Here is a 25784-nt window from a genome sequence, read left to right on the forward strand (position 1 = left end):
CCTGTCGAGCAGAAACGCGACTCGTGAAGTGGAAAAATCATGTCTCAGCAAACCCTGCCCGCCCATGCGCGCGTGGTGATCGTCGGCGGCGGTGTCATGGGGGTCGGTCTGGCCTATCATTTGGCGCATGAAGGATGGACCGATGTTGTCCTGCTGGAAAAGGCCGAGCTGACCAGCGGCAGTACCTGGCATGCGGCGGGGCAGATCACCCATTCGACCAGTTCCTTTGGTCTGGGAAAATGCGTCGATTACAATATCGGGCTTTATTCCGGCAAGCTGGAGGCCGAGACGGGTCAGGCGGTGACATGGCATGGCTGCGGCTCGTTCCGGCTGGCCTACACGCAGGACGAGATGGACTGGCTGCGCCACACCCTGTCGGTGGGCCGTTCGCTGGGCTTCAACATCGAACTGGTGGTGCCGGAGCGGGTGGCCGAACTGCACCCGTTCTACAATCTTGACGGGGTTCTGGGTGCGCTGCACACGCCCGATGACGGTCATGTGGACCCGACAAATGTCACCATGGCGATGGCGGCGGGGGCGCGGCAGTTGGGTGCCCGGATCGTCCGCCATTGCCGCGCCACCAACATCACGCAGGACCGGAACGGCGAGTGGGTGGTCGAGACCGAGAAGGGGACCATCCGCTGCGAGCATGTGGTCAATGCCGGTGGCACCTATGCCCGGCAGATGGGTGAATGGTCGGGGCTGCAACTGCCGATGACCTCGATGACGCACCATTATTTCGTGACCGAGCCGGTGCCGGAATTCGAGAACCTCGACCACGAACTGCCGGTGATCCGCGATGACAGGAAGGTCTCGGGCTATATCCGGATGGAGCAGAAACGCGGGCTGATCGGGATCTACGAAAAGGAGAACTCGAACTCGGTCTGGCATGACCATTGCCCGTGGGACTATGAAAACTGGCTGTTCGATGCCGATTACGACCGGGTGATGCCGTGGCTTGAGGAAAGCCTGAACCGGATGCCGATCTTTGCCAATCTGGGCATCCAGCGCGAGGTGCATGGCGCGATTTCCCACCCACCCGATGGCAACCCGCTGATCGGGCCTGCGCCGGGGGTGAAAAACTATTGGTGCTGCTGCGGCACCCAGATTGGCATCGGCTGGGGCCCGGGTCTGAGCCGTGAACTGGCGCGGTGGATGGTGCATGGCGCGGCCGATATCTCGATGCGCGACTATGACCCGCGCCGTTTTGGGTCCTATTCCACCAAGGAGTGGCAGGTGACCAAGGCGCATGAGGATTACAAGCTGCGCCACGAGATCCCGTTCCCACATTTCAATCGGTTGGCGGGGCGTCCGATCAAACCCTCGCCCCTGTACCAGCGGCTGAAGGAAAAAGGCGCGGTTTACGAGGAGGTCTATGGTCACGAGCGTCCACGCTGGTTCGCGCGCGACGGGGTGGAACAGCGCGATCATTACTCGTTCTGCCGAACCGTGGTGCACGACATGGTTGCCGCTGAATGCAAAGCGGTGCGCGAGGCGGTGGGGATCATGGATATTTCGGCCTTTACCAAGGTCGAGGTGACGGGGCCCGACGCCGAGGCACTGCTGGACCGGCTGGTTGCCAACCGCCTGCCACAGAAGACGGGCGGCATCGCCCTGACCCATATGCTGAACCGCCGGGGCCGGATCGAGCTGGAAACGACGGTCGTCAAGTTGGGCGAGGGGCGGTACTATCTGGTTTGCGCGGCGTTCTTCGAGCAGCGCCTGCTGGATCATCTGAACCATCAGCGCGCGAAGGAAGACGTCGATATCATCCTGCGCTCGAACGATTGGGCCGCGCTGACGCTCAACGGGCCGCGCGCCCGTCAGGTACTGGCCGCCTGCACCGATGCCGACCTGTCCAATGCGGGCTTCAAATGGCTGACCGCGCAGGAAATCACTGTTGCCGGGCACCGGCTCTGGGCTTTCCGCATGTCCTATGCCGGGGAGCTGGGTTGGGAGTTGCACATCCCCCGTGACAGCGCACTGGCGGTTTACGATGCGCTTTGGGCGGCAGGCGGGCCGCATGGCATTGCCGATTACGGGTCTTTCGCGATGAACGCGCTGAGGATGGAAAAGGCGTTCAAGGGTGCGGGCGAGTTGACCAACGAGGTAACGCTGGCCGAGGCCGACGTGTTGCGGTTTGCGCGTGCCGACAAGAACTATCTGGGCAGGGACAGGACCCTGAACACCGACCTGCCCTGGGTCTGCGCCTATCTCGAGATCGAGCCGAACGGCATCGAGGACGGTCATGGCGGCGAGGCGGTGCTGCTGGACGGCAAGGTTGTTGGCTCGACCGCTTCGGTTGCCTTCGGCCATACGGTCGGCAAGATCCTGGCCTTTGCCTATGTCAAGCCGCACGCCAACGTGCCGGGCACGGACGTACAGGTCGTGATTGCCGGCAAGCCCCGTCAGGGTCGCATCCTGGGCGAACCCGCCTATGACCCGCAAAGCCTGCGCCCCCGCGCCGATGCCGTGATGGAGCATGCGGGATGACCCCGTCGTTTCATCTTTTTGCAGATACTCCGGGGGGTGACCGGGAACGGGACGGGGGCCAGCGCCCCCCTCTGCCCGCGACAGGAGCGCTGCGATGACCATCCCGGCAACGATGAAAGCCATGGTGCTTACCGGGCACGGAGGCCTGGACAGATACGAATGGCACGAGGACTGGCCCACGCCGGAGCCGGGGCCGATGGAGGTGCTGATCAGGGTCGGGGCCTGCGGGCTGAACAATACCGACGTCAACACCCGCACCGGCTGGTACTCCAAGGCGGTGGACGAGGCCACCACGGGCGGTGCCTATGCCGAGGTGGACGATGACGACAGCACCTGGGGCGGCGCGCCGCTGACCTTTCCACGCATTCAGGGCGCGGACGCGGTCGGCACCGTGGTGGCCACCGGCGCAGGGGCCGATCCCGGCCTGATCGGCAGGCGCGTCATGGTGGCTGGCTGGCTGCGCGACTGGGACGACCCGATGAACCGCGACAAGGCGGGGTATTTCGGCTCGGAATGCGATGGCGGGTTCGCGGAATACACCAAGGCGGATATGCGTGGCGTTGCCCCGATCGAGTCGGATCTGAGCGATGCGGAACTGGCGACCTTCATCTGTTCCTATGTCACCGCCGAGGGCATGATCGACCGGGCAGGGGTGGGGGCGGGCGATACCGTGCTGATCCCCGGCGCGTCCGGAGGGGTTGGCGGCGCGCTGATCCAGCTGTCGAAACTGCGTGGCGCGCGGGTGATCGCCATGGCCTCGGAGGCCAAGCACGGCGAGGTGGCCCTGCTGGGGCCGGACCGCATCCTGCCCCGCAGCCCCGACAACCTGAAGGCAGCCCTGGCGGGGGAAAAGGTGACTGTGGTCGCAGATGTGGTCGGTGGCCCGATCTGGCCCAGGCTGATCGACGTGCTGGCGCGCGGCGGGCGTTATACCTGTTCCGGCGCGATTGCCGGGCCGCTGGTCGAACTGGACTTGCGGACATTCTATCTGCGTGACCTGACCTTTACCGGCTCGACCGTGAACCGGCCCGAGAACTTTACCGACGTGGTGAGATATATCGAGCAGGGCAGGATCATACCCGTGCTGGCCGCCACCTATGCGTTGCGCGATCTGCGCGCGGCGCAACAGGCCTTTATCGACAAGACCCATACCGGCAACATCGTGGTGATCCCATGACATCGCTTGACGACGTGCTCGAAGCCGCCCGCCTGCTGCATCAGAGTCATCCCTCCCTTGCCGCCTATGCGCCCTGGCCGGATGACCTGATCCCCAGCGGATTGCAGCCGCGCCATATTCCGGCGGTGCCTCTGGTGTCGGAATTTCCCCGGTCCGGCGCGCCACAGACGCAGGCGCTGGTCAATGCGGTGAAAGGTGCCGCGCATCTGGCGCATTGGAGGCGGGTCTATACCGAGGCGGAGGTCGGTGCCGACTTTCGCAACCGGTACGGTTTTTACGAACTTTTCGGTCCGACCGGGCATTTCCACAGCCAGAGCCTGTGCGGCTACATCGCGTTCTGGGGCGAGGGGCTGCACTATGACTGGCACAGCCACGAGGCAGAGGAACTGTACCTGGTTCTGGGCGGCGAGGCGCTGTTCAAGGTCGAAGGTGACGAGGCGGTGACCGGGCCGGGGCAGACACGGTTTCACCAAAGCTGGCAAAGCCATGCGATGATCACGACCGACCATCCGATCCTGACCTTTGTGCTATGGCGCGGCGAGGGCATGGCCGGGCCGCTGAGGATGGACGTGGCATGAAGATCACCCGCATCCGCGTCTATCAGACCGGCCTGCCCTATGTGGGCGGGGCCTATGTCTGGGGTGCGGGCAATGCGATCGAAACCGCCGTGGCCTCGGTCGTGGTGATCGACACCGATGCCGGCCTGCAGGGCTGCGGCGAATTCACCCCCTGCGGCGAGAATTACATGGTCGCCCATTCTCAGGGCGTTCCCGCGCTGGCCCGTCTGGTGGCGGCGAACCTGCTGGGGCAAAACCCGTGCAACGTGGCGGGGATCGAGCGGCGGATGGATCATCTGGTGCAGGGGCATGGCTATGCCAAGGCGCCCTTTGACGCGGCGTGCTGGGACATCCTGGCGCAATCGCTGAATGCGCCGCTGCATGCGGTCTGGGGGGGCAGGCTGACCGACGGTGCGCCGATGTACCGCGTCGCGCCGCAAAAGGGCACCCGGGACACCATTGCCGAGATGGAACGCTACCGCGCGCAGGGATACCGCCAGTTCCAGATCAAGGTGGGCGGCGACTGGGCCGCCGACATCGACCGCATCCGCGCGACCGTGCCGCTGCTGGAACCGGGTGAAAAGGCCATGGCCGATGCCAATCAGGGCTGGCGGGTGGATGACGCGCTGCGTGTGGCGCGGGCGACGCGCGATCTGGACTACATCTTCGAGCAGCCCTGCCGAACCTATGAGGAATGCCTGCAGGTCCGGGCCCGGATCGACCTGCCGATGAAGCTGGATGAATGCGTGACCGGCATGGCCGTCGCACAGCGCATCGTGGCCGACCGCGCCGCCGAGCTGGTCTGCCTGAAGATCTCGAACCTGGGTGGTCTCAGCAAGGCGCGCCGCGTGCGCGACTATCTGGTTGAAAACCGAATTCCCGTTGTGGCCGAGGATACCTGGGGTGGCGAGATCGCCAGCGCCGCGCTTGCGCATTTCGCCGCCACCACACCGCCCGAGTATCTGCACAACACCACCGACCTGATGAACTACAACACCCGCTCGACCGGCATCGGCGGCCCAGAGGCGCGCGACGGCAAACTCTACGCGACAGACGAGCCGGGGCTGGGAGTCGTGCCCGATTTCGACGCGCTTGGTGCGCCCATCGCCGATTTCCATGCGCCATGATGCTTCATCTTTTCAGAAATACTCCGGGGGTGAATGGCCCGGAACGGGCCAGAAGGGGCAGCGCCCCGATGTCCCGCCAACCAGAGAGACCGGCATGAAGATTACCCGCATCACCGTCTATCACGTCAATCTGCCGCTCGAGCATCCCTATTGGCTCTCCGGCGGGCGGCTGAAATTCGAGGTGCTGGACGCCACCCTGGTCAAACTCGAAACCGACGAGGGCCTCACCGGCTGGGGCGAAGGAACGCCTTGGGGGCACACCTATGTGCCGGCGCACGGGCCTGGCATCCGGGCAGGGATCGAGACGATGGCGCCATTCCTTCTCGGGCTTGATCCGCGCCGCGTGCTCGAGGTCGAGCGGGCGATGGATCTGGCCCTACCCGGGCATCTGTATGCAAAATCGCCGATCGACATGGCCTGCTGGGACATTGCCGGGCAGGCGGCGGGGCTGCCGATTGCCGATCTGATGGGCGGCGGGTCGCGGACGCCCGCACCGATTGCCTCGTCGGTGGGCGCCAAGACCGTCGAGGAAACCCGCGAGGTCATGGACCGTTACCGGCAGCGCGGCTACCATGTGCATTCGGTCAAGGTGGGCGGCGACGCCGAACGCGATATCGAACGCATCCGCGACGTCGAGGCGCACCGCCCGCGCGGCGAGCGCATCCTCTATGACGTCAACCGCGCCTGGACCCGGCAACAGGCGCTGCGCGTGATGAAGGCAACCGAGGATCTGGGCGTGATGTTCGAACAGCCCGGCGAGACGCTGGACGATATCGCCGCCATCCGCAGCAAACATGCGGCCCCGGTCAGCGTGGATGAATGCCTTGTCACCCTGCAGGACGCCGCCCGTGTCGCGCGTGATGGTCTGGCCGAGGTGTTCGGCATCAAGCTCAACCGTGTCGGCGGGCTGACCAAGGCCGCCCGCATCCGGGATATCGCGCTGGCCCATGGCATCGACATGTTCGTGATGGCGACGGGGGGCTCGGTTCTGGCCGATACCGAGGCGCTGCACCTGGCCGCCACCATCCCCGACCACAACCTGCTGGGCATCTGGGCCTGCCAGGACATGCTGACGCTGGACATTGCAGGCGGGCGCGGCCCGCGCAATATCGACGGACACCTGCACCTGCCCGAGATCCCGGGTCTGGGCGTTCACCCCGACGAAAAGACGCTTGGCCGACCCCTCGCCGTTTTTGAGGAAAAACCATGATCCGCGGCTACATCTGGCCCCAAATATCCTGGGGGGTGAATTGGCCGCAGGCCAAGAGGGGGGCAAAGCCCCCCTTTCCCCCGACGGCGCGCATCGCGCGGCGCAAAACCTGCAAGGTTCTGTCATGAAGCTTACACGCATATCCCTGTGGCATGTGCCGCTCACCAGTCATCAGGCTTATTACATGGCCGATGGCAAGACCTGCGACACCGTCGAAACCGTGGTGCTGGCGCTGGATACCGATACCGGCCTGACCGGCTGGGGCGAGGTCTGCCCGATCCCGCATTATTTGCCGGCTTACGCGCGCGGCGTGGCGCCCGTGGTTCAGGAAATGGCGGAAGTGTTGCTGGGGGCCGACCCGGTGGGGCCCGAGGCGCTGATGGCGCGGCTCGACAAACACCTGCAGGGCCACGCCTATGCCAAATCGGCGCTGGACATTGCGCTGTGGGATCTGACCGGGCAGGCGGCGGGGCTGCCGCTTTTTGCTCTGCTGGGCGGGCGGCGGGCGGATACCATGCCGCTTTATCATTCGATCACCTGCGTCGCGCCCGAGGAGATGGCGAGGATCGCGCAAGAGGCGCAATCGCAGGGGATGGCCCAGTTTCAGGTCAAGCTGGGCGCCGACAAGGACTGGCAGACCGATGTGGCGCGGCTGCGGCTTGTGCGCGAGGCGGTGGGCGGCGGCCCGCTGGTCTATGGTGACTGGAACTGCGGCGCGACCTCGCTGGACGCGTCGCGCGTGGGCCGGGCGGTGGCGGATCTGGACGTGATGCTGGAACAGCCCTGCGCCACGATCGAGGATTGCGCGCGGGTGCGCGCGGCGACCGGGCTGCCGATGAAGCTGGATGAAAGCGCCCATGACACCGCCAGCCTGCTGGCGGGACATGCGCAGGGCTGCATGGATGCGGTGGCAATCAAGCTGAGCAAATTCGGCGGTCTGTCGGCATCGCGTCGCGCGCGCGATCTATGCCTGCATCTGGGCGCAAAGATGTGTATTGAGGACACCTGGGGCTCGGACATCACCACGGCCGCCTTGTTGCATCTTGGGGCGGCAACCGATCCGGGCCGGTTGATGAATGTCTGCGACCTGTCGGGCTATGTCGCGCCGAGGCTTGCCCCCGAAGGGCCGGTGCGAATGGCCGGGCGCATTGCCCCGCCCGCGGGCATCGGCCTGGGGGTGACGCCGGACCGGGCGGCGCTAGGTGAACCGGATATGATTTTGGACTAAGGAGGCCACCATGCTTACGAAACTCAGCCAGGCCGACTGGATCGAACGCGCAAAGGCCGTATTGCCGGGCGGGGGGTTTGGCAATTTCGACCCTTCGAAATTCATTCGCGAGGGCAAGGGCAGTCGCGTCTGGGACGAGGATGGCACCGAATATGTCGATTTCCTGATCGGGTCCGGCCCGATGTTGTTGGGGCATGGGCACGAGGAGGTCATGGAGGCCGTTCTGGAACAATTGCCCAAGGGCATGACGTTTTTTGCCAACAACGCCAAGGGGGTGGAGCTGGCCGAGGAAATCTGTTCCGCCGTTGCCTGCGCCGATCAGGTGCGGTACGTGTCCTCGGGTGGCGAGGCGGACATGTATGCGATCCGGCTGGCGCGCGCCTTTACGGGTCGCGACCGGATCGTGAAGTTCGAAGGCGGCTATCACGGCATGAGCGCCGAGGCGCAGATGAGCCTGGCGCCGACGCGGCTGGTGAATTTTCCGCAGGCGGTGCCGGACAGCGCCGGTATCCCCGAAAGCGTGCGCGCCGAGATGCTGATCGCGCCGTTCAATGACCCGGACTATATCCGCTCGCTTTTGGCCGAGCATGGGGAACAAGTGGCGGCGATCATCGTCGAGCCGTTGCAGCGCATCATCCCGCCCGCGCCGGGGTTCCTGCAATTGCTGCGCACGGAGGCCGACAAATATGGCATCGTGCTGATCTTCGACGAGGTGGTGACCGGGTTCCGGTTCTCGTATGGCGGCGCGCAGGAGCTATACGGTGTGACCCCGGATATCGCCACGCTGGGCAAGATCATCGGCGGCGGCTTCCCGTTGGCCGCGATTGCAGGGCGGGCCGATATCATGGCGCATTTCGACAAGGCCACAGTAGGGGCCGAGAAATGGCTGATGCAGCTGGGCACGCTGTCGGGCAACCCGGTTGCGGCGGCGGCGGGTCTCAAGACGATGGAGGTGCTGCGCCGCGAGGGGCAGTATGACAGGTTGCGCGCGAACGGGCGGCGGCTGATGGAGATGGCGGCGGCCGCGCTGGAGGCCCACGGCATCGCGCACCGGATCGTGGGTGACCCGACCCTGTTCGAGATCGTGTTCACGGGCGGAGAGGTTCGCGACTATCGCGACGTTATGGCGGCGAATGCGGGCAGAGCGACGGTATTCAACGCGGTTCTGATGCAGAACGGCATGTTCAAGTCGGCCGGAAAGACCTATCCGTCGCTGGCCCTGACCGAAGCGGATTTCGAGCTGTGCGAAGTGGCCTATGCCAAGGCTGCCGAGGCGATTGCCAAAGCGTGAAGGCGATCAGATCACGTCGGCCAGAACGAGGCGGATGATATCCTCGCGCCGGATGCCGCGCGCTTCCAGCTCGGCATCGGACATGGCGTAATAGGCGTCGATCTGGCGGACCTTGGAATTCGCCTCGCCGATGCGCATCAAGGCATTCCAGATGCCGACAAAGATGTCGCCCAGAATCGAGGCCAGTGCGGGCAGGCTGGTGGCGTTGGCCGAGGAATGCGCCATGGCGGGTCGTCCTTTCGAAAGAATTCCGGTTTGGTGACCTAAGCCAGTTTGCCCGGATTCGATAGGGACGGAATGGAATGGCAGATGTGCGTTTGGTGCAAATCTGTGTTTTCGATGCCTGTTTTCGCTCCGCCCCGGCCGGCAGGGACTCGTTGACAAAAACGTGATCTGAAGATACATATTAAAATTGCAATGTATTGAAGTTGCGGGTTTTTGTCGCGTGAAACCGGCGTGGCGAAAGCAGGGGGGAAATAAAATGATCAAGCTGTCGCATGTTGTTGCGACGCTGGGGATGTGCGCGGGTATGGCCGTGGCAGAACCAAGCGTGGAACGTGGCGAATATCTGGTTCAGGGGCCGATGGGCTGTGGCAACTGTCACACGCCATTCGGAGAGCAGGGGCTGGATTTCAGCCGCGATCTGGCCGGGCGTGTTGTCGAAGAGACCGAGCATTTCACGGCGATCTCGGCCAATATCACACCCGCCGGGCGGGTTGCGGACTGGAGCGACGAGGAGTTGGGTCGCGCCATTCGCGAGTGTCTGCGCCCTGACGGGTCGCTGATCGGGCCGCCGATGCCCTGTGCCGTCTATCGCGGGATCGGCGATGACGATCTGGCGTCCATCGTGATGTACCTGCGCACGGTAAACCCGGTCGATCACGACGCGGGCAAGTCCACCTACAATATCCCGCTGCCACCTGCTTATGGACCGCCGGTCGAAAGCGTGACCGCGCCAAACCGTGCGGCGACGGCAGAGTATGGGGAATACCTGGCATGGGCGGTTGCCCATTGCGTCGAGTGCCACTCGCCGATCGGCCCGGAAGGCCCGGTCATGGATGCCGGAAATCTTGGGATCGGGACCTATGAGTTCATCGGACCATGGGGCAGCGTCACGGCACCCAACATCACCAGCCATGCCGACGGGCTGGCGGGCTATTCGGATGACGAGATCAAGACGATGGTCACACAGGGCGTCCGACCGGACGGCAGCGCCATGGTGCCGCCCATGCCCTATCCTTATTTTGCCCGGATGAACGATACGGATCTGGATGCGCTGGTGGCCTATTTGCGGGTCATGCCGCCCTTGCCGGACCCATGAGAACCCGCGGATTCAGGCCTTGAAGGCGTCGTCGACCGGAACCTGCAACCCGGTCACGATGCCGTTGGTCTGCATCGCCATGCCGATGACGGCAAGCAACTCGCCATACTGTTCGGGGGTCATGCCCTTGGTCTTTGCCGCCGCCGTGTGGGAATGGACGCAATATTCGCAGCCATTGGCGGTCGAGACCGCGACATAGATCATTTCCTTGACCAGCGGGTCCAGCGACCCCGGCCCCATGACCTGTTTCAACCGGTCCCAGGTGGCTTGCAGCAGTGCCGGGTCATGCGCCAGCGCGCGCCAGAAGTTGTTGACGTAATCGGTGTTGCGGGTCTTGCGGATATCATCGAAAACGGCCAGCGCCTCGGCGCTGGCCTCTTCGTCCGACAACAGGCGAACGGTTGCCATGGGTTACACGAGCGCCAGAATACGCGCCGGGCCGCCAGAGCCGCCGCGATGGGTGGGCGCGCCCACGATCAGGGTGGCGCCACTGGCGGGCACTTTCGCGAGGTTGGCCATGTTCTCGATGCCATAGCGGTTGGTCGGCAGCCATGCGTAATGGGTGGCGAAATCGGCCGATGGCCCATGATCCAGCGACAGCGTGTCGACGCCCATCGCCACTGCGCCGGTTTCCTCGATCAGCATTTGCGCGGCTTCGACGTGGAAACCGGGGAAGTGCATCTTGCCTTCGTCATCGGCGTTGCGGTATTCCGGGCCGCCGGTTTTGCCTTCCCAACCGGAATGCATCGCCACGCAGGCGCCATCCGGGATCGGACCGTTGGTGCTGATCCAGGCTTTGATGTCGTCCGGTGTCACCTGCGCATCGGCGTCCTGCGCGGCCTTTTCGTGGATGTGCACCACGCAAAGCGGGCAGACCAGGTTCGACACGGGGATTTCGTCGATCGACTGGCCGTCCGCCGAGAAATGCAGCGGCGCGTCGATATGGGTGCCGGTGTGTTCGTTGACCGCAAGATTGAACAGGTTGAACCCGTGTTCCTTGAAGTTGAAGGCCTGCGTCGCTTCGATGCCGGGCGTGCCGAAATAGGTCGGGAAGTCGGCGTCGTATACATGCGTCATGTCGACGACGTCACTGTGGCTCATCGCGCGGACCGGGCTTGCGGTGGCGGTTCCCAGCGCCGCGCCGGCTGTTGCCACGGCACCGGCCTTGAAGAAGGATCGCCGCGACAGCATCCGGTCCTTGACGGCGTTCATCACACAAATATCGCACATTTCATTGCTCCCTGTTGAGTTTGCTGCTGCGACAAGCCGGAGTCACCTGCCCCGGCGTGAGCTTAGCACATTTTCCACAAAGTCAATGTTTTACAGAGGGGGGGGGTCAGGTGTCGGCGGCGCGAGCCTGCTGAAAAAACCGCGCGATGCTTTCCGCATAGCCTTGTTGATGCACAGGTTGGCTGAGCGAGGTCAGGGCCTTGTCGCATAAGGTCTGACCGATCAGGGGACGCATTTCCTCGGCCAGGGCGATGACAAAACCCTTGTCCATTTCCGGGTGCTGCTGGGTGGTATAGATGTGCGTACCGATGAAGAAGCCCGAGCTTTCGCAGGCATCCGATGCGGTCATGTTGCAGGCGCCGGGCGGCAGTTGCGTGACCTGTTCCTGATGGCAGCCATATAGGTTGATGTCCTCGGGCAGCTCCTTTGCCCAGTCCGGGCGGGTGAGCAGGCGGTTCCGGGTCACGCCATAGACCCAGCCGGCGGGATTGAACCCTACCTTGCCGCCCAGAGCCACCGCGATGGCCTGATGCCCGAAACAGGCGCCAAAGAGGGGCTGGCGTCGGTCATGCATGTCACGGATCAGTGTGAGCAGCCTGCCGACCCAATCCTCGCTATCGCGCACCGAGGCGGGACTGCCGGTGATCAATGCCCCGTCGAACCGGGTGATGTCGTCGGGAAAGATGCCGTCCTTGACCGAAAAGACCTCGACCGTCCAGTCCGGGCGGGCGAGATGGACCAGACGTGCGAACGTCTCGCCGTCTTTCGGATGCGCCTGCGCGAAATCGCTTTCATCCGTGTTGGTCATCAAGATTGCCAGATGCATGCCTGTTGGTCCCGAACCTGTCTGTTGCCCCTTCTATGCAGGCTGCATCCCAAGGGGGCCAGCGAAAAATCCGGGTCTTGGCACCAGGTGCAGCCGGTTGCACCGTGGCCGGTTCGACGCTGCGTCGGTTTCCGGAATGCGGCTTGATCCGGGATCGCCAAAGACGCACTCTTTTTCGAAATGGAGATCCCCTGCCTATCCCGCACAACGGTTTTGCCGTCCTTGCGCCGGATCGTTGGCAGGCAACAGGAGGAGTGGCCGGATGTCCGAGGCCGTCGAATACGAACGTGTTGGGGAAATCGCGGTTCTGGGGGCCGACAACCCGCCGGTGAACGCGCTGGGCGTGGATGTGCGCCGGGGTCTTCTGGCCGGGATTGAACGTGCCGAGTCAGACGGGGCCAGGGCGGTTCTGATCTATGGCAAGGGGCGCACCTATTTTGCGGGGGCGGATATTCGCGAGTTCGGCAAGCCGCCGCAGGACCCGTGGTTGCCCGAGCTGTGCGCGCGGATCGAGGCATCGCCCTTGTTGGTGGTGTCCGCGATCCACGGTACGGCGCTGGGCGGTGGGCTGGAGGTGGCGCTGTCGACCCATTACCGGATTGCCGTTCCCTCGGCCAAGGTGGGCTTGCCCGAAGTGCATCTGGGCATATTGCCCGGCGCGGGCGGCACCCAGCGCCTGCCGCGTGTGGCGGGGGTCGAAGCGGCCCTGGACATGATCACGACGGGCCGGCATGTCCCCGCGACCGAGGCGCTGGAACTGGGGGTGATCGACAAGGTCGAGGACGGAGACCCGCGTGAAGTCGGGCTGGCCTATGCACAGGCATTGCTGGATGCCGGCGCGCCGCGCCGCGCGGTGTGTGACATGCCGGCACCATCGCCGGTCGATTTCGATGCGGTTTACCAGCAGGTCCTGAAGAAGGGGCGCGGGCAGCTGTCCCCGGCCACTGCGGTGCGGGCGGTTCAGGCGGCCTGTGAGGCGGACAGTTTCGAGGCGGGCATGAAGCGGGAACGTGAGTTGTTCAGCGAGCTGATGAACTCGGACCAGCGCGAGGGGCTGATCCACGCCTTTTTTGCCGAGCGCGCGGTGGGCAAGCTGCCGGAGCTCAAGGGGGTCGAGCCGCGCATGTTGCACGAGATCGGCGTGATCGGCGGCGGCACCATGGGGGCAGGGATCGCCACTGCGGCACTGCTGTCGGGCCTGCCGGTGGTGATGCTGGAGATGTCGGCAGAGGCCGCCCATGCCGCCAAGGGCCGTATCGAGGCCAATCTTTCGGGCGCGCTGAAGCGGGGCAAGCTGAGCCAGGAGAAGTTCGAACATCTGTTGCAGGACGCTTTGACGCTGGCGACGGATTACGACGCTTTGAGCAATGTCGATCTGGTGATCGAGGCGGTTTTCGAGGACATGGAGGTCAAGAAACAGGTCTTCACCCGGCTTGATGCGGTCTGCAGGCAGGGTGCGGTTCTGGCCTCGAACACCTCGTATCTGGATATCAACGAAATCGCAGCGATGACCAAGCGGCCCGGCGATGTGATCGGGTTGCATTTCTTTTCTCCCGCCCATGTCATGAAGCTGTTGGAGGTGGTGGTCGCCGACAAGACCGCTCGGGACGTGGCGGCAACAGGATTTGCGCTGGGCAAGCGGCTGGGCAAGGTGTCGGTGCGCGCGGGTGTTTGCGACGGGTTCATAGGCAACCGTATCCTGAGCACCTATCGCGCCTGCGCCGATCATATGATCCTGGACGGGGCCAGCCCCTATCAGATCGACAAGGCGCTGACCGATTTCGGCTTTGCCATGGGACCCTTCGCGGTGGCCGATCTGGCCGGGCTGGACATCGGCTGGGCCGTGCGCAAGCGCAAGCGGGCCGAGGGGATGGACCCGCGTGCGCGTGACAGTTCCTACGCCGACAAGCTGTGCGAGGCGGGGCATTTCGGGCAGAAGACCGGCAAGGGATATTATGTTTACGAGGCCGGCAGACGGGGCGGCGTGCCCAACCCGGATGTGCCGCCGCTGATTGAGGCGGAACGTGCCGCGCAGGGGATCACCCCGCGTGAGTTCAGCGACGCTGAGATTGTCCGCCGTTACATGGCGGCGATGGTCAACGAGGCGGCCAAGGTCGTGGGCGAGGGCATTGCGCGCCGCCCGCTCGATGTGGATGTGACGCTGCTCTATGGTTATGGCTTCCCGCGTTATCGCGGCGGTCCGTTGAAATGGGCCGACCTGCAGGGGCTGCCCGAGCTTTTGACCGATATCCGGCGCTATGCCCAGGAGGATGCCTTTTTCTGGCAACCCGCGCCGCTTTTGGAACAACTGGTGGCCGAGGGCCGCACATTCGATGATCTGAACAAGGAAGCTCAGTGATGAAACAAGCCGTAATCGTATCGACCGCCCGGACCGGGCTGGCCAAGTCCTTTCGAGGGTCGTTCAACATCACCCACGGCGCCACGATGGGTGGTCATGCCGTTGAGGCGGCTGTCGGGCGCGCCGGGCTGGAGGGTTCGGAAATCGAGGATTGCATCATCGGCTGCGGCTTTCCCGAAGGCGAGACCGGCAACAACATCGCGCGGCAGATCGCGATCCGGGCAGGACTGCCGGTGACGGCCTCGGGGATGACAGTGAACCGGTTCTGTTCGTCGGGGCTGCAGACCGTGGCGCTGGCGGCGCAGGCGATCACCGAGGGCGGCTCGGGGCCGATGGTGGCGGGCGGCGTCGAAAGCATCTCGATGGTGCAGCCCAAGATCCGCCCGGTGCCCGAGGCCTGGATTGCCGAGCACAAACCCGCGATCTATATGGCGATGATCGAGACCGCGGATATCGTGGCGGATCGCTATGGCGTCAGCCGCGAGTATCAGGACGAATACTCCCTGCAAAGCCAGCAGCGTATTGCCGCCGCGCAAGCCGCGGGCAAGTTCTCCGACGAGATCGTGCCGATGACCACGACGATGGCGGTCAAGGACAAGGACAGCGGCGAGGTGTCCATGCGCGAGGTCACGGTCGACCGTGACGAGTGCAACCGCCCCAACACGACGCTGGAGGGGTTGGCCAGCCTGGAACCGGTGCGGGGGCCGGGCAACTTTATCACCGCCGGTAACGCCTCGCAGCTCAGCGACGGGGCGGCAGCGGTTGTTCTGATGGAAGCCAGGGAAGCCGAGAGGCGCGGGCTGGAGCCCCTGGGCGCGTTCAAGGGATTTGCCGTGGCGGGGTGTGAGCCCGACGAGATGGGCATTGGCCCGGTTTTTGCGGTGCCGCGCCTGCTGGAACGGCACGGGTTGAAGATCGACGATATCGACCTGTGGGAGCTGAACGAGGCCTTTGCCAGCCAGTGTCTTTACAGCCGCGACCGGCTGGGCATCGATCCCGAGAAATACAACGTCAATGGGGGCTCGATCGCCATTGGTCACCCCTTTGGCATGACCGGGGCGCGGATGACCGGGCATATCCTGCTGGAAGGCAAGCGGCGCGGCGCCAAGTTGGGTGTCGTGACCATGTGTATCGGCGGCGGCATGGGAGCGGCCGGGTTGTTCGAGATATTCTGAAGCGGAGCGGCAACGGCACGGCCCGCCGAGGGCCGGGCGGCATCGCCGGAATGGGCGTCGCAGGAGGAGAGCGGGGATGGATCTGAACTATACCGATGAGGAACAGGCCTTTCGCGCCGAGGTGCGTGCCTTTCTGGCCGAAAAGTTGCCGCCAGAAATTTCGGCCAAGGTGCGTGCGGGAGAGAGCCTGGGCAAGGAAGGTCATGACTGGTGGCATGCGACGCTGAACGAGAAGGGGTGGCTGAACTTCAACTGGCCCGTGGAATTTGGCGGAGCGGAATGGAACGCGGTGCAACGCCATGTTTTCGAGGAAGAATGCGCAGCAGCCTATGCGCCGCGCATCGTGCCCTTTGGTCTGTCGATGCTGGGGCCGGTGCTGCAGAAATTCGGATCGAAGGCGCAGCAGGACTATTTCCTGCCGCGTATCCTGAATGGTGAGCATTGGTGGTGTCAGGGGTATTCCGAGCCGGGGGCGGGGTCGGATCTGGCCTCGCTCAGGACCCGCGCGGTGCGCGACGGCGATCATTACGTGGTCAACGGGCAGAAAACCTGGACGACGCTTGGGCAATATGCCAACTGGATCTTCTGCCTTGTGCGCACCGATCCCGAGGCCAAACAACAGGAGGGGATCTCGTTCCTGCTGATCGACATGGCGACGCCGGGGATCGAAGTGCGGCCCATCGTGCTGCTGGATGGGTCTCCGGAAGTGAACGAAGTGTTTTTCGATGATGTCCGGGTGCCGGTGGGAAACCTTGTGGGGGAAGAGAACAAGGGCTGGACCTATGCCAAGTACCTGCTGACGCATGAGCGCACCAATATCGCAGGCGTGGGTTTCAGTCAGGCGGGGCTGGATGCGGTCAAGCGCATCGCGCGTCAGGAATGTGCGGGCGGGCGTCCGCTGATCGAAAATCCGCATTTTGCCGCCCGGCTGGCGCGGGTCGAGATCGACCTGATGGCGATGGCGACGACCAATATGCGGATCATCAGCCGGGCGGCTGCAGGGCAGGCACCGGGGGTCGAAAGCTCGATGCTTAAGGTGAAAGGGACGGTCATCCGGCAGGAGATCAATGACCTGACCCGCCGCGCGGTGGGGCCATATGCGATGCCCTTCCCGTCGGAGGCGGTGGCGGGTGCCAACGATCCCGTGGGGCCGGATTATGCCGGGCCGGTGGCGGCGCAGTATTTCAACAACCGCAAGCTGTCGATCTTTGGCGGCTCGAACGAGATACAGCGCGGGATCATCGCCAAGGTCAAGATGGGGGGCTGAGCGTCATGGATTTCAACCTGACACAAGAACGGCGGATGCTGCAGGAGACGATGCGGCGGTATCTGTCGGACAAGTACACCACTGCCACCCGCAACCGGATCATTGACAGCGACGCAGGCATGAGCGCGGAGGTCTGGGCCGGACTGGCGGAACTGGGCGTGATCGGTGCGCTGTTTTCCGAGGCAGAGGGCGGCTTTGGCGGTGCTGGATTTGATATCGCTACCGTGTTCGAAGAGCTGGGCCGCGCCGGGGTGGTCGAGCCGGTGCTGGATACCGCCCTGCTGGGTGGCGGGCTGATCGCGGCGCTGGGCAACGACGAACAGAAGGCGCTGTTGAGGGATGTCATCGCGGGCGGGCTGCATCTGGCTTTGGCACATGGCGAACCGTCCAGCCGCTATGATCTGAGCCGGGTCGAGACCTTGGCCCGGGAGGATGGTGACGATGTGGTTCTCAGTGGCCGCAAGGCCGTCGCGATCAATGCCGAGACTGCCGGGTATATGATCGTTTCCGCACGCGAAAGCGGTGGGTTCTTCGATCTGGACGGGATATCGTTGTTCCTGGTGCCCGCCGGGACCAAGGGTTTGAGCCTGACCGGCTACCCGATGTTCGCGGGTGGTCGCGCCGCCGATGTGACGCTGGACGATGTGCGTCTGCCGCGTACAGCGCGTCTGGGTGCCGCGGGGCAGGGGTGGGCGCCGCTGGTGCGGGCCGTGGCCTCGGCCAATGTGGCACTGGCTGCTGAAACGCTGGGCGCGATGGAAACGGCTGTAGATCTGACGCGGCAATATCTGTTGACGCGGCACCAGTTCGGTCGACCCATCGGGACGTTTCAGGCGTTGCAGCATCGCTTTGCCGACATGCTGATCGAGCTGGAGCAGGCGCGCTCGGCCGTCATCAATGCGGCGGGGCATCTGGTGGCCGAAGATCGCGACCGCCAGGTTGCCGCCGCGCGCAATCTGATTTCCCGTGTCGGGCGACTGGTGGCCGAAGAGACCATCCAGATGCACGGGGGCATCGCAATGACGCAGGAATACGAGCTGGCCCATATCGCCAAGCGCATTGTCATGGCCGATCACCGGTTTGGCGACGAGGATTATCATCTGGAGCGGTTCATTGCACTCAGCGCGGCATGACGGAGGGCGCCTGAACGTCAGGCGTTCGGGATGCCAGAACGCAATCGGGTTCGAGATTGATCTGAGCGATGCGGAAGGTCATGCGCGGTGCCATCTGGATATCCGACCTGACCACCTGAACAGTCAGAACGTCCTGCATGGCGGGATCATCGCCATGCTGCTGGACGTGGCCTGCGGCAACACGGCCTCGGCCTGGTTCGACCGGGCGGAGCATCCGATGGTACTGACCATTTCGTTGAACACCAGCTATGTCGCAGCCGTGAACCATGGGCGGGTGACGGCGGTTGGGCGGCCTGCGGGTGGTGGGCGTAAGCTGGCCTATGTCAATGGCGAGTTGCGTTGCGAGGATGGGCAACTGATCGCAACCGCGCAGGGGGTGTTCAAGCGTCACGCGCTGGCCAAGTGACGGTGAGCGCATTGCCGAAGGGGGCAGACAGCGATGGAAAAATGGCACGATTTTCCCGACGCGCAGGCGAAGCAGCGCCCGGACGCCCCCGCATTCGAAGATAATGGCGGCGCGTTCTGGACCTATCGGCAGCTGGATGACGCCATCGCCGATGCGGCGGAGTTGCTGAAGGATCGCAAGGTCAGGCCCAACGACCGGGTGATGATCCTGGCCGAAAACTGTTGCGCGGCGGTGGCGGCGTTGTTTGCCTGTTCACGGGTCGGGGCCTGTGCGGTCCCGATCAATGCGCGGCAGACCGATTCGGAAGTGCAGCGGGTGGTGGAGCATGCGCGCCCGGCCGTCACGCTCATGACTTCGGCGGCGTCCCCGGACGCGATGAGCCACGCCAACCGATTGGGGGCGCAGGCGGTGACAGGGGCGTTCGGGACCCTGCACGTGACAAACCAGTTCCCAGGCCAGCCCGATGCGGAGCTTGAGGGCGTGGCGACCATGCTGTTCACGACCGGTACCACCGGCGTGCCAAAGGGCGTGATGCTGACCCATGACAACCTGCTGTTTGCCGGTCGGACGGCGGCCCGGTTTCGGGGCATGACCGAAAGGGACATTGTTTATGGCGTGCTGCCTTTGACGCATGTATTCGGTCTGGCCTCGGTGGTCACTGCGGCGACTCTGGCCGGGGCGTTGGTGCGGCTGGAGGCGCGGTTCACGGCGGCCCGGACCTATGAGGTGCTCAATTCGGGGATCACACAGTTTTCCGCCGTACCGCAGATGCATGCGTTGCTGATGCAATATGCAAAGGAACAGGGTTTCGACCATCTGCCCCGCAACACGCTGCAATATGTCTCGTCCGGTGCGGCTCCGCTGGACCCGGCGTGGAAGCGCAAGGCCGAGGCGTTTTACGGGGTTGCGATCCAGAACGGCTATGGGTTGACCGAAAGCACGGCGGCGGTGTGTGCCTCGCGTAACGAAATCGGCGATCCGGATATCTCGGTCGGCCCGCCGCTGGCCGGGATCGAGGTGCGGCTGGACGAAGCCGCTGCAGGCGCCAGAGACGGTGTGGGCGAAGTTCTGACGCGCGGACCAAATGTGATGAAGGGATATTTTCGCAATCCCGAGGCAACAGAGGCTGTGCTGGAGGATGGGTGGCTGCGGACGGGCGATCTGGGGGTTCTCGACGACCGGGGGCATCTGCACATAGTGGGACGGTGCAAGGAGCTGATCATTCATGGCGGGTTCAACGTCTATCCACCCGAGGTCGAGGCGGCGCTGAACGATCACCCCAGGGTCATTCAGTCCGCCGTGGTGGGCCGCGTCGTGGAGGGCGACGAAATGGTGGTGGCCTTTGTACAGGTCGCGCCAGGGGATGCCCCGACACCGGAAGAATTGCTGACTTTCGCGGCAGGCCGACTGGCGGGATACAAGTGTCCGTCTCAGATCGTCATCACGGAGGCCCTGCCGGCGGCCCCGACCGGAAAGATCCTCAAATACAAACTGCTGGACGTCTTCGCGGATCGACTGAGCTGAGGCCAAAGTGACGGATGCTGCCAAGCCGACTTGAGCTTGACCCTACGCCGCTCTGCAACTCATCTGAACGGATGCCACAATGACAACAAGATCAGTTGGCAAACCATCCATAACGTGAACTTCGGCCGTGGGATGGAAACGCAACATGAAGCGAAATTTCATTGGATATATTGTCGGGATGATCGTTTCGACCACGCCTGTTTTTGCTCAAGAAACTGAAGTCGACGAGCTTTGCGTGGATTACTTTGGCGTCGGCGCCCTCGTTGAGGAAACGTGCCGTCCCTTGTCGGGGCCAAAACGAAAAATCGGACCATCTGAATTGAATTCGGCGCTGTCGGATGGTGTCGCCAACCTCAGGATTGTCTCAGACGACAACCCTGAAGAACCCTACGATCTTGCGCCGCTTTCGAGCGCAGGAAGCGTACATAGTCTTGAGCTTTTTCGCGTTGGTCCGGTCGATCTAACGCCGCTTCAGGACATGAAAGGTTTACTTCGCCTTGACCTGTCAGCCGATGCGGCGGTTGCTTTGGACCAATTGACAACCGAGCTGCCGGAACTGGCAGAACTCAGAATCTATGCCCCACGCCGCACAATCGACCTAGGCGCGTTGTCCAACATGCCCGCATTGCGGGTATTGTATGTCAAGGCAGCTGCGATCACCGGACAACAAAATCTGAGCGATCTCACCCGGCTTGAGCGCGCGACTTTCGAACTCGCGGAAAACACGGAATTCTCTTCACTTGCTGAGCTTGACCAACTGAAGTGGCTCGAAATCTCCGGCACGCTCGGTCGCACAGTGCTGCATGATATCGAATTCGTTGCGCCACTTCGTTCACTGACGCATCTCGATCTGTCTACCAACGATATCGAAGATTTGCGCCCGCTTTCAGGGCTGGAAGACCTCAAACTTTTGATTTTAAGCTACAATAAAGAGCTGTCCGATATCAGCCCACTTTCAAGTCTGACGGGTTTGACCGTACTTCAACTTCGAGATACGCAAGTGTCTGATCTCGGTGCTTTGCGAAATATGAGCAAACTCGGTGTTCTTTGGCTGGACCGCACACCAGTGTCAGATATCAGCGCTCTTGCAGGTTTGAAGAGCTTGTCTGGCTTGGAGCTTAGCCGTACGCAAGTGACCGATATTGCCCCGCTGAGCCAGTTGCCTCTTCGTCATCTTAGTTTGCGGGGCACAGATGTAACCGATTTCTCAGCAGTTCCGGCAGGAGTTAAGCTCAAAAAGTGAGAAACGAGACATCGCTGTCGAGATTGGTCGCGTGCAGGAACCAGTTCTTTTATGGCATTCATTGGGTTGAGTTCGTCGACGCAACCATTGGCGCGAATGCAGCGAACGACAGGCTTGTCCGCATCTTTCCAGTCCGGTTCCGGCGCAGTGAATGACGGTAACGGAAACGGCGGCGGCTCGTGTCCGCCAATGACCGGTTCGGGGACTCCTGTGGGCTGGCGAACTGTTGGCACTGCAGACGTGCAGTCCGGTAGCGACTTTCTGCGTTCGAACACGCGGTACCTGCACGTCTCTCCTTCGTCCGCTTGGGCGAATTCCGGTCAGGACTGCTTGACGCTTGGGGTAGAATTGCCAGACGTTCCCGCCTTGGCTCGGCGCCCGGCCTCACCGGGCGACATTTCTCGCAAGAGGGACTGCGACGTGCGGGAGCGCTCCGGGTTCCCGTGATCCTTCGAATTAGGCCCCGACGCCCTCGGCGGCCGCGCGGATGGCGCGGATGTTGGTGCCGTAGACCTCAGGGGCCGAAACCGAGCCGCCCTTGAACACCGCCGATCCGGCGACCAGAACGTCGGCCCCGGCCTGTGCCACCAGCGGTGCGGTCTTCGGGTCGACGCCGCCGTCTATCTCGATATGAACCGGGCGGTCGCCGATCATTTCTCGCAGGCGGCGGATCTTGGTCGTCATGTCGATGAATTTCTGCCCGCCGAAGCCGGGATTTACGGTCATTACGCAGATCAGATCGGTGAGATCCAGCAGGTGTTCGACCGCGTCTGCCGGAGTGCCCGGGTTCAGCGCCACGCCCGCTTTCATGCCTGCGCCACGGATGGCCTGGAGGGTGCGGTGGGTGTGCGGCCCGGCCTCGACATGGGCGGTCAGCACGTCTGCCCCGGCATCGGCATAGGCCTGGATGTAAGGATCGACCGGTGAGATCATCAGGTGCACATCCATCACCGTTTTCACATGCGGGCGGAACGCCTTGACCGCGGGTGGGCCGAAAGTCAGGTTCGGAACGAAATGGCCGTCCATCACGTCGACGTGGACCCAATCGGCCCCCTGCGCCTCGATAGCCTGAATTTCCTGTCCGAAATTGGCGAAATCGGCGGAGAGGATCGACGGGGCGATCTTGATCTTGCGGTCAAAGCTCATCGGAGACCTCGTGAGTGGTAAGAGTCGCAGCGCATATACAAGCGATCAGGCGCGAGGGATAGACCTTGTCCGAAATCACCGACCGCGACGCGATTGCGTGGAGCCTGCGGCAAGAGTAAGGATGGATCATCCCCGTGGTTTCGCGAGGCTGGCAGGAGGTGTGGGTCAGATGGATTACATTGAATGAGCAGCGGGCTGTCGCATGTGACATTCATCGTGTCCGACCTCGACCGGATGCAGGAAATTCTGGAAACTGTGTTCGAGGCGCGCTGCGTCTATGACAGCGGCGAGGCGCAGTTTTCGCTGGCGGAAGAGCGGTTTTTTCTGATCGGGGACGTCTGGGTCGCGATCATGAAGGGCGATCCGTTGCCCGAGCGCAGCTATAACCACGTGGCCTTTGCCATTGCCGAGGACCAGTTCGAGGAGCGCCGCAGGCGGATCGAGGCGCTGGGGCTGGACCTGCGCCCGCCGCGCCCCCGTGTCGAGGGCGAGGGGCGGTCGCTGTATTTCCACGGGCCGGACAATCATCTGTTCGAATTGCACACCGGCACGTTGCAGGAGCGGCTGCAACGGTATGCCAAGGGGAGGGAGGCCGGAGCATGACCGGATTTGTTTTTGCGGTGGTCCTGCTGGCGGCGCTGCTGCATGCGACATGGAACGCGCTGGTCAAGGGGGGAGCGGACAAGACCGCCAGCATGGCGGCGGTGGTCATGGGGCAGGGGGTGTTCGGCCTGTTGCTGCTGCCCTTTGCCGCGCCCATCGACTGGAGCTGCTGGCCTTATCTGCTGGCCGGGGTGGCATTGCATCTGGGATATCAGTTGTTTCTGATCCAGGCCTACAAGATCGGTGATCTGACACAGGTCTATCCGATTGCCCGCGGGGCCTCGCCGCTGCTGGTGGCGCTGGGAACGGCGTTGTTTTTCGGAGCGGTTTTCAGCCAGGCCGAGCTTGCCGCGATGGCGATGATTTCGATCGGTATCGCCTCGATCGCGCTGGTGCGGCGGCAGGACGGAAATTTCAACATGCGGGCTGCAGGGCTGGCGCTGGTCACCGGGTTGTTCATCGCCTCGTATTCCATTGTCGACGGGCAGGGCGCGCGGATTGCGGGCACTGCGCTGGGCTTTTTCGGTACCCTGACAGTGGCGAATGCGGTCGGGTTTGTGGTGGTCGCCCGCGTGGCGCGGCCCGGTCTTCTGAGGCGTGCGCGCAAAATCTGGCGCCTGGCCGCCTTTGGCGGGGCGGCTTCGTTCACGGCCTACGTTCTGGTGGTCTGGGCCTTCACGCAGGCGCCGATTGCATTGGTAACGGCGCTGCGTGAGACATCGATCATCTTTGCGCTGGTTCTGGGGGTGACGTTCCTGAACGAAAAGCTGGACCTGAAGAAAGTGCTGTCGACGGCGCTGACATTGTCGGGCGCGATCCTGTTGCGCATCAGCCGGATATGATGGCGTCAGGCGGGAAACGTCTGCACTCAGCCTGAGAGGGGAAAGCGTTTGATCAGGCGAAACAACCCGTCCTCGGTCTCGCCGACCAGAGCGATGTCCCGGAGGCGGAATGGGCTGGGCAGCACCGACCCGATCCGGCTTTGCAATTCGGCCTGAACCGGAGAGAGCAGCGCCTTGGGCAGTTTCCCCGTGAGTGTGATATGAAACCGGAATGCGCCCATTACATACGGATAGCCCCAGGTTTCGAGGTTTGCTTGCAGCGCGGGTTTTAGGCCTTCGCCGCGCCTTTGGCGTTCGGCTCCGTCAAGGGGCGCGCGAAAGCGGTCGAGGTCGCGCACGCAGGCAGCGGCGAGAGCGTTCAGATCAGCGGTGTCCCCAACCGGGCACAGGGCCAGAAAGCGGCCCATCCGCACAAGTTCCAACCCTTGTGCACTGACCGTGGGTCGGGTTGCCGCGAAATGGGCGCAAGCCTCCTTCAACTCGGATGTGCTCTGGGGTGACGCCAGTCGAAACGGGGGTTTCAGCGTCGCGTGAAGCCCGTATTTACGCGGAGTTTCTGTGATATCGGCGATATCGATGCCGTCCAGGTACGGATGTGCGACATGCGCTCCGCTCGTGATGTCCCGGCCGAGCCAGGCGGTGGCGGCGCTGGACCATTCCTCGCCCGAGGGTGGCAGGTAGTAGATTGCGTAGCGACTGAATGTCATGCCGCGTCCTTGTCAGGTGCGATAGAACATATACCTGCCCGGTGCGATGGTCGTGGGGCCTGTGATCTGATCGAACCCGACCAGAGGTTGCCCCGAGATCAGCAGGCCGCCGGGGACCATCACTTGCGCGATCAGTGGGCTGAGGCGGGCGGCCTCGGCCACGTCGTCCTGTTTGATGCCCATGCCGAAATCGTAATGGGCCAACGCGATCCGCCGACCTTCGGTGACGAGGCGCTGCAGCATCGGTTCGGCCTCGCCCTGCAGGAAATCCTGTTCCGGCGGCACGCAGGAGGGGTGGCACTGCAGCACCCGGTCCATCACCCAGATCCGGCGGTCGGGCAGGATTTCGCGCAGGTGATCATAGGTGCGCCCGTTCCCCAGCCCCATGTCCAGAACGTCGCCCTCAAGATCGCGGATCTGCCCTGCGGCCCAGTTCAACCCGTCGCGCTGGGCGGTCAGACGGCGCAGCATGGAATCCAGTCGGCTCATCAAGGTCTCCTTGGCGTTTCAGTCGCGTGGCGCGGTCCAGATCCGGACCGGTCCCTGCATCAGGCGTTCGATCAGGCCCTGGGTAAAGGCCCAGATGTCTTGATCATGCACGAGGTGGTGGGTCAACAGGCCGAAGGGTTCGGTATTGTCCACAGTCCCCGTGCGCCGGGCCTGAAGCAGGCTCACAAGTTGGGCGATCAGCGTGTCGGGATCGGCCAGGCTGCGTGTCCCGTGCCAGTCGATCGGGTCGAGATGGGTGTTGACCTGCTCCAGTCCCGGCGCGGGATGTGTGGCCGTGCGCGGGGTGGACGTGGACAGAAAGCAGTATCCCAGTGCGGGAAGCTGTTTGACGACCTGGGGCGCGATGCGGTTCCAGGGCGGCACGAACATCGGCATCAGGGCCGGGCCGAAGAGCGTGCGCAATCGGGTC

At 63.4% G+C, this 25784-nt stretch carries 25 protein-coding genes; 17 read left to right on the plus strand and 8 right to left on the minus strand.

Features of this window, described 5'->3' with window-relative positions; all coding sequences use genetic code 11:
• Nucleotides 1–39: 39 nt before the first annotated feature.
• From AC2FLX_RS05780 to AC2FLX_RS05810, 7 genes are all read left to right on the plus strand, one after another.
• Complete coding sequence (locus AC2FLX_RS05780) at nt 40–2493, plus strand: FAD-dependent oxidoreductase (protein WP_496810033.1); 2454 nt, start codon at nt 40–42, stop codon at nt 2491–2493.
• A 94-nt stretch (nt 2494–2587) separates the two neighbouring features.
• Nucleotides 2588–3670 carry an alcohol dehydrogenase family protein gene (locus AC2FLX_RS05785; protein ID WP_496810032.1) on the plus strand — a complete coding sequence of 361 codons (1083 nt, stop codon included), beginning with the start codon at nt 2588–2590 and terminating at the stop codon, nt 3668–3670.
• A complete protein-coding gene (locus tag AC2FLX_RS05790; RefSeq protein ID WP_496810031.1) occupies nt 3667–4248 on the plus strand; it encodes a dimethylsulfonioproprionate lyase family protein in 582 nt (193 codons plus the stop codon). The genes AC2FLX_RS05785 and AC2FLX_RS05790 overlap by 4 nt, the downstream gene beginning before the upstream one ends.
• Nucleotides 4245–5354: a mandelate racemase/muconate lactonizing enzyme family protein gene (locus AC2FLX_RS05795; protein ID WP_496810030.1), complete on the plus strand. Its 1110-nt coding sequence runs from the start codon at nt 4245–4247 to the stop codon at nt 5352–5354. The genes AC2FLX_RS05790 and AC2FLX_RS05795 overlap by 4 nt, the downstream gene beginning before the upstream one ends.
• Nucleotides 5355–5448: 94 nt before the next feature.
• Complete coding sequence (locus tag AC2FLX_RS05800; protein ID WP_496748018.1) at nt 5449–6564, plus strand: mandelate racemase/muconate lactonizing enzyme family protein; 1116 nt, start codon at nt 5449–5451, stop codon at nt 6562–6564.
• Between the two features lie 124 nt (nt 6565–6688).
• Nucleotides 6689–7792: a mandelate racemase/muconate lactonizing enzyme family protein gene (locus tag AC2FLX_RS05805; protein WP_496810029.1), complete on the plus strand. Its 1104-nt coding sequence runs from the start codon at nt 6689–6691 to the stop codon at nt 7790–7792.
• A 10-nt stretch (nt 7793–7802) separates the two neighbouring features.
• Complete coding sequence (locus tag AC2FLX_RS05810) at nt 7803–9083, plus strand: aspartate aminotransferase family protein (RefSeq protein ID WP_496810028.1); 1281 nt, start codon at nt 7803–7805, stop codon at nt 9081–9083.
• Between the two features lie 6 nt (nt 9084–9089).
• On the opposite strand, the gene AC2FLX_RS05815 is transcribed toward AC2FLX_RS05810, so the two are convergent.
• The gene (locus tag AC2FLX_RS05815; RefSeq protein WP_480747958.1) at nt 9090–9308 is read right to left on the minus strand and encodes a DUF1127 domain-containing protein; all 219 of its coding nucleotides are present in this window, start codon (nt 9306–9308) and stop codon (nt 9090–9092) included.
• 256 nt (nt 9309–9564) lie between these two features.
• On the opposite strand from AC2FLX_RS05815, the gene AC2FLX_RS05820 reads away from it, so the two are divergent.
• Nucleotides 9565–10404 (plus strand): c-type cytochrome, encoded by an 840-nt coding sequence (locus AC2FLX_RS05820; RefSeq protein ID WP_496810027.1) that lies wholly within the window; start codon nt 9565–9567, stop codon nt 10402–10404.
• A gap of 12 nt (nt 10405–10416) precedes the next feature.
• Here the strand turns inward: AC2FLX_RS05820 and AC2FLX_RS05825 are convergent, their stop codons facing one another.
• From AC2FLX_RS05825 to AC2FLX_RS05835, 3 genes are all read right to left on the minus strand, one after another.
• A complete protein-coding gene (locus AC2FLX_RS05825; RefSeq protein ID WP_496810026.1) occupies nt 10417–10812 on the minus strand; it encodes a carboxymuconolactone decarboxylase family protein in 396 nt (131 codons plus the stop codon).
• A 3-nt stretch (nt 10813–10815) separates the two neighbouring features.
• Nucleotides 10816–11634: a cyclase family protein gene (locus AC2FLX_RS05830; protein WP_496810025.1), complete on the minus strand. Its 819-nt coding sequence runs from the start codon at nt 11632–11634 to the stop codon at nt 10816–10818.
• Nucleotides 11635–11740: 106 nt separating this feature from the next.
• Nucleotides 11741–12460: a type 1 glutamine amidotransferase gene (locus tag AC2FLX_RS05835; RefSeq protein ID WP_496810024.1), complete on the minus strand. Its 720-nt coding sequence runs from the start codon at nt 12458–12460 to the stop codon at nt 11741–11743.
• A 262-nt stretch (nt 12461–12722) separates the two neighbouring features.
• On the opposite strand from AC2FLX_RS05835, the gene AC2FLX_RS05840 reads away from it, so the two are divergent.
• The 7 genes from AC2FLX_RS05840 (at nt 12723) to AC2FLX_RS05870 (ending at nt 21567) form a co-directional block, all read left to right on the plus strand.
• The gene (locus AC2FLX_RS05840; RefSeq protein ID WP_496810023.1) at nt 12723–14819 is read left to right on the plus strand and encodes a 3-hydroxyacyl-CoA dehydrogenase NAD-binding domain-containing protein; all 2097 of its coding nucleotides are present in this window, start codon (nt 12723–12725) and stop codon (nt 14817–14819) included.
• Nucleotides 14819–15994, plus strand: a complete 1176-nt coding sequence (locus AC2FLX_RS05845; RefSeq protein WP_496810022.1) for an acetyl-CoA C-acyltransferase — start codon at nt 14819–14821, stop codon at nt 15992–15994. Before AC2FLX_RS05840 ends, AC2FLX_RS05845 begins: the two co-directional genes overlap by 1 nt.
• Nucleotides 15995–16070: 76 nt before the next feature.
• Entirely contained in the window at nt 16071–17261 is a 1191-nt protein-coding gene (locus AC2FLX_RS05850) for an acyl-CoA dehydrogenase family protein (protein ID WP_496810021.1), read from the plus strand.
• 5 nt (nt 17262–17266) lie between these two features.
• The gene (locus AC2FLX_RS05855; RefSeq protein ID WP_496810020.1) at nt 17267–18394 is read left to right on the plus strand and encodes an acyl-CoA dehydrogenase family protein; all 1128 of its coding nucleotides are present in this window, start codon (nt 17267–17269) and stop codon (nt 18392–18394) included.
• Entirely contained in the window at nt 18375–18800 is a 426-nt protein-coding gene (locus AC2FLX_RS05860; RefSeq protein WP_496810019.1) for a PaaI family thioesterase, read from the plus strand. Before AC2FLX_RS05855 ends, AC2FLX_RS05860 begins: the two co-directional genes overlap by 20 nt.
• Nucleotides 18801–18833: 33 nt before the next feature.
• Nucleotides 18834–20324, plus strand: coding sequence for a class I adenylate-forming enzyme family protein (locus AC2FLX_RS05865; protein WP_496810018.1), 1491 nt, complete (start codon nt 18834–18836; stop codon nt 20322–20324).
• Nucleotides 20325–20469: 145 nt separating this feature from the next.
• The gene (locus tag AC2FLX_RS05870; RefSeq protein ID WP_496810017.1) at nt 20470–21567 is read left to right on the plus strand and encodes a leucine-rich repeat domain-containing protein; all 1098 of its coding nucleotides are present in this window, start codon (nt 20470–20472) and stop codon (nt 21565–21567) included.
• Between the two features lie 456 nt (nt 21568–22023).
• On the opposite strand, the gene rpe is transcribed toward AC2FLX_RS05870, so the two are convergent.
• A complete protein-coding gene (rpe, locus tag AC2FLX_RS05875) occupies nt 22024–22713 on the minus strand; it encodes a ribulose-phosphate 3-epimerase (RefSeq protein WP_496746376.1) in 690 nt (229 codons plus the stop codon).
• A 183-nt stretch (nt 22714–22896) separates the two neighbouring features.
• Here rpe and fosX point away from each other — a divergent pair, with 183 nt between their 5' ends.
• Nucleotides 22897–23316, plus strand: a complete 420-nt coding sequence (fosX, locus tag AC2FLX_RS05880; RefSeq protein WP_496810016.1) for a FosX/FosE/FosI family fosfomycin resistance hydrolase — start codon at nt 22897–22899, stop codon at nt 23314–23316.
• Nucleotides 23313–24158, plus strand: a complete 846-nt coding sequence (locus AC2FLX_RS05885; RefSeq protein ID WP_496810015.1) for an EamA family transporter — start codon at nt 23313–23315, stop codon at nt 24156–24158. Before fosX ends, AC2FLX_RS05885 begins: the two co-directional genes overlap by 4 nt.
• 26 nt (nt 24159–24184) lie before the next feature.
• On the opposite strand, the gene AC2FLX_RS05890 is transcribed toward AC2FLX_RS05885, so the two are convergent.
• The 3 genes from AC2FLX_RS05890 to AC2FLX_RS05900 all read right to left on the minus strand — a co-directional run.
• Entirely contained in the window at nt 24185–24865 is a 681-nt protein-coding gene (locus AC2FLX_RS05890) for a DUF1045 domain-containing protein (protein ID WP_496810014.1), read from the minus strand.
• Between the two features lie 12 nt (nt 24866–24877).
• Complete coding sequence (locus AC2FLX_RS05895) at nt 24878–25354, minus strand: class I SAM-dependent methyltransferase (RefSeq protein WP_496810013.1); 477 nt, start codon at nt 25352–25354, stop codon at nt 24878–24880.
• An 18-nt stretch (nt 25355–25372) separates the two neighbouring features.
• Nucleotides 25373–25784 (minus strand): polysaccharide deacetylase family protein (locus AC2FLX_RS05900; protein WP_496875391.1); only part of this gene is annotated, 412 nt, incomplete at its 5' end.

It is taken from the genome of Ruegeria sp. YKSF57 (assembly GCF_059612585.1).

Bases quoted from the DNA above. Each gene is read 5' to 3' on its own strand.
- AC2FLX_RS05780 (WP_496810033.1), top strand. From the start codon at position 40: ATGTCTCAGCAAACCCTGCCCGCCCATGCGCGCGTGGTGATCGTCGGC.
- AC2FLX_RS05785 (WP_496810032.1), top strand. From the start codon at position 2,588: ATGACCATCCCGGCAACGATGAAAGCCATGGTGCTTACCGGGCACGGA.
- AC2FLX_RS05790 (WP_496810031.1), top strand. From the start codon at position 3,667: ATGACATCGCTTGACGACGTGCTCGAAGCCGCCCGCCTGCTGCATCAG.
- AC2FLX_RS05795 (WP_496810030.1), top strand. From the start codon at position 4,245: ATGAAGATCACCCGCATCCGCGTCTATCAGACCGGCCTGCCCTATGTG.
- AC2FLX_RS05800 (WP_496748018.1), top strand. From the start codon at position 5,449: ATGAAGATTACCCGCATCACCGTCTATCACGTCAATCTGCCGCTCGAG.
- AC2FLX_RS05805 (WP_496810029.1), top strand. From the start codon at position 6,689: ATGAAGCTTACACGCATATCCCTGTGGCATGTGCCGCTCACCAGTCAT.
- AC2FLX_RS05810 (WP_496810028.1), top strand. From the start codon at position 7,803: ATGCTTACGAAACTCAGCCAGGCCGACTGGATCGAACGCGCAAAGGCC.
- AC2FLX_RS05815 (WP_480747958.1), bottom strand. From the start codon at position 9,308: ATGGCGCATTCCTCGGCCAACGCCACCAGCCTGCCCGCACTGGCCTCG.
- AC2FLX_RS05820 (WP_496810027.1), top strand. From the start codon at position 9,565: ATGATCAAGCTGTCGCATGTTGTTGCGACGCTGGGGATGTGCGCGGGT.
- AC2FLX_RS05825 (WP_496810026.1), bottom strand. From the start codon at position 10,812: ATGGCAACCGTTCGCCTGTTGTCGGACGAAGAGGCCAGCGCCGAGGCG.
- AC2FLX_RS05830 (WP_496810025.1), bottom strand. From the start codon at position 11,634: ATGTGCGATATTTGTGTGATGAACGCCGTCAAGGACCGGATGCTGTCG.
- AC2FLX_RS05835 (WP_496810024.1), bottom strand. From the start codon at position 12,460: ATGCATCTGGCAATCTTGATGACCAACACGGATGAAAGCGATTTCGCG.
- AC2FLX_RS05840 (WP_496810023.1), top strand. From the start codon at position 12,723: ATGTCCGAGGCCGTCGAATACGAACGTGTTGGGGAAATCGCGGTTCTG.
- AC2FLX_RS05845 (WP_496810022.1), top strand. From the start codon at position 14,819: ATGAAACAAGCCGTAATCGTATCGACCGCCCGGACCGGGCTGGCCAAG.
- AC2FLX_RS05850 (WP_496810021.1), top strand. From the start codon at position 16,071: ATGGATCTGAACTATACCGATGAGGAACAGGCCTTTCGCGCCGAGGTG.
- AC2FLX_RS05855 (WP_496810020.1), top strand. From the start codon at position 17,267: ATGGATTTCAACCTGACACAAGAACGGCGGATGCTGCAGGAGACGATG.
- AC2FLX_RS05865 (WP_496810018.1), top strand. From the start codon at position 18,834: ATGGAAAAATGGCACGATTTTCCCGACGCGCAGGCGAAGCAGCGCCCG.
- AC2FLX_RS05870 (WP_496810017.1), top strand. From the start codon at position 20,470: ATGAAGCGAAATTTCATTGGATATATTGTCGGGATGATCGTTTCGACC.
- rpe (WP_496746376.1), bottom strand. From the start codon at position 22,713: ATGAGCTTTGACCGCAAGATCAAGATCGCCCCGTCGATCCTCTCCGCC.
- fosX (WP_496810016.1), top strand. From the start codon at position 22,897: ATGAGCAGCGGGCTGTCGCATGTGACATTCATCGTGTCCGACCTCGAC.
- AC2FLX_RS05885 (WP_496810015.1), top strand. From the start codon at position 23,313: ATGACCGGATTTGTTTTTGCGGTGGTCCTGCTGGCGGCGCTGCTGCAT.
- AC2FLX_RS05890 (WP_496810014.1), bottom strand. From the start codon at position 24,865: ATGACATTCAGTCGCTACGCAATCTACTACCTGCCACCCTCGGGCGAG.
- AC2FLX_RS05895 (WP_496810013.1), bottom strand. From the start codon at position 25,354: ATGAGCCGACTGGATTCCATGCTGCGCCGTCTGACCGCCCAGCGCGAC.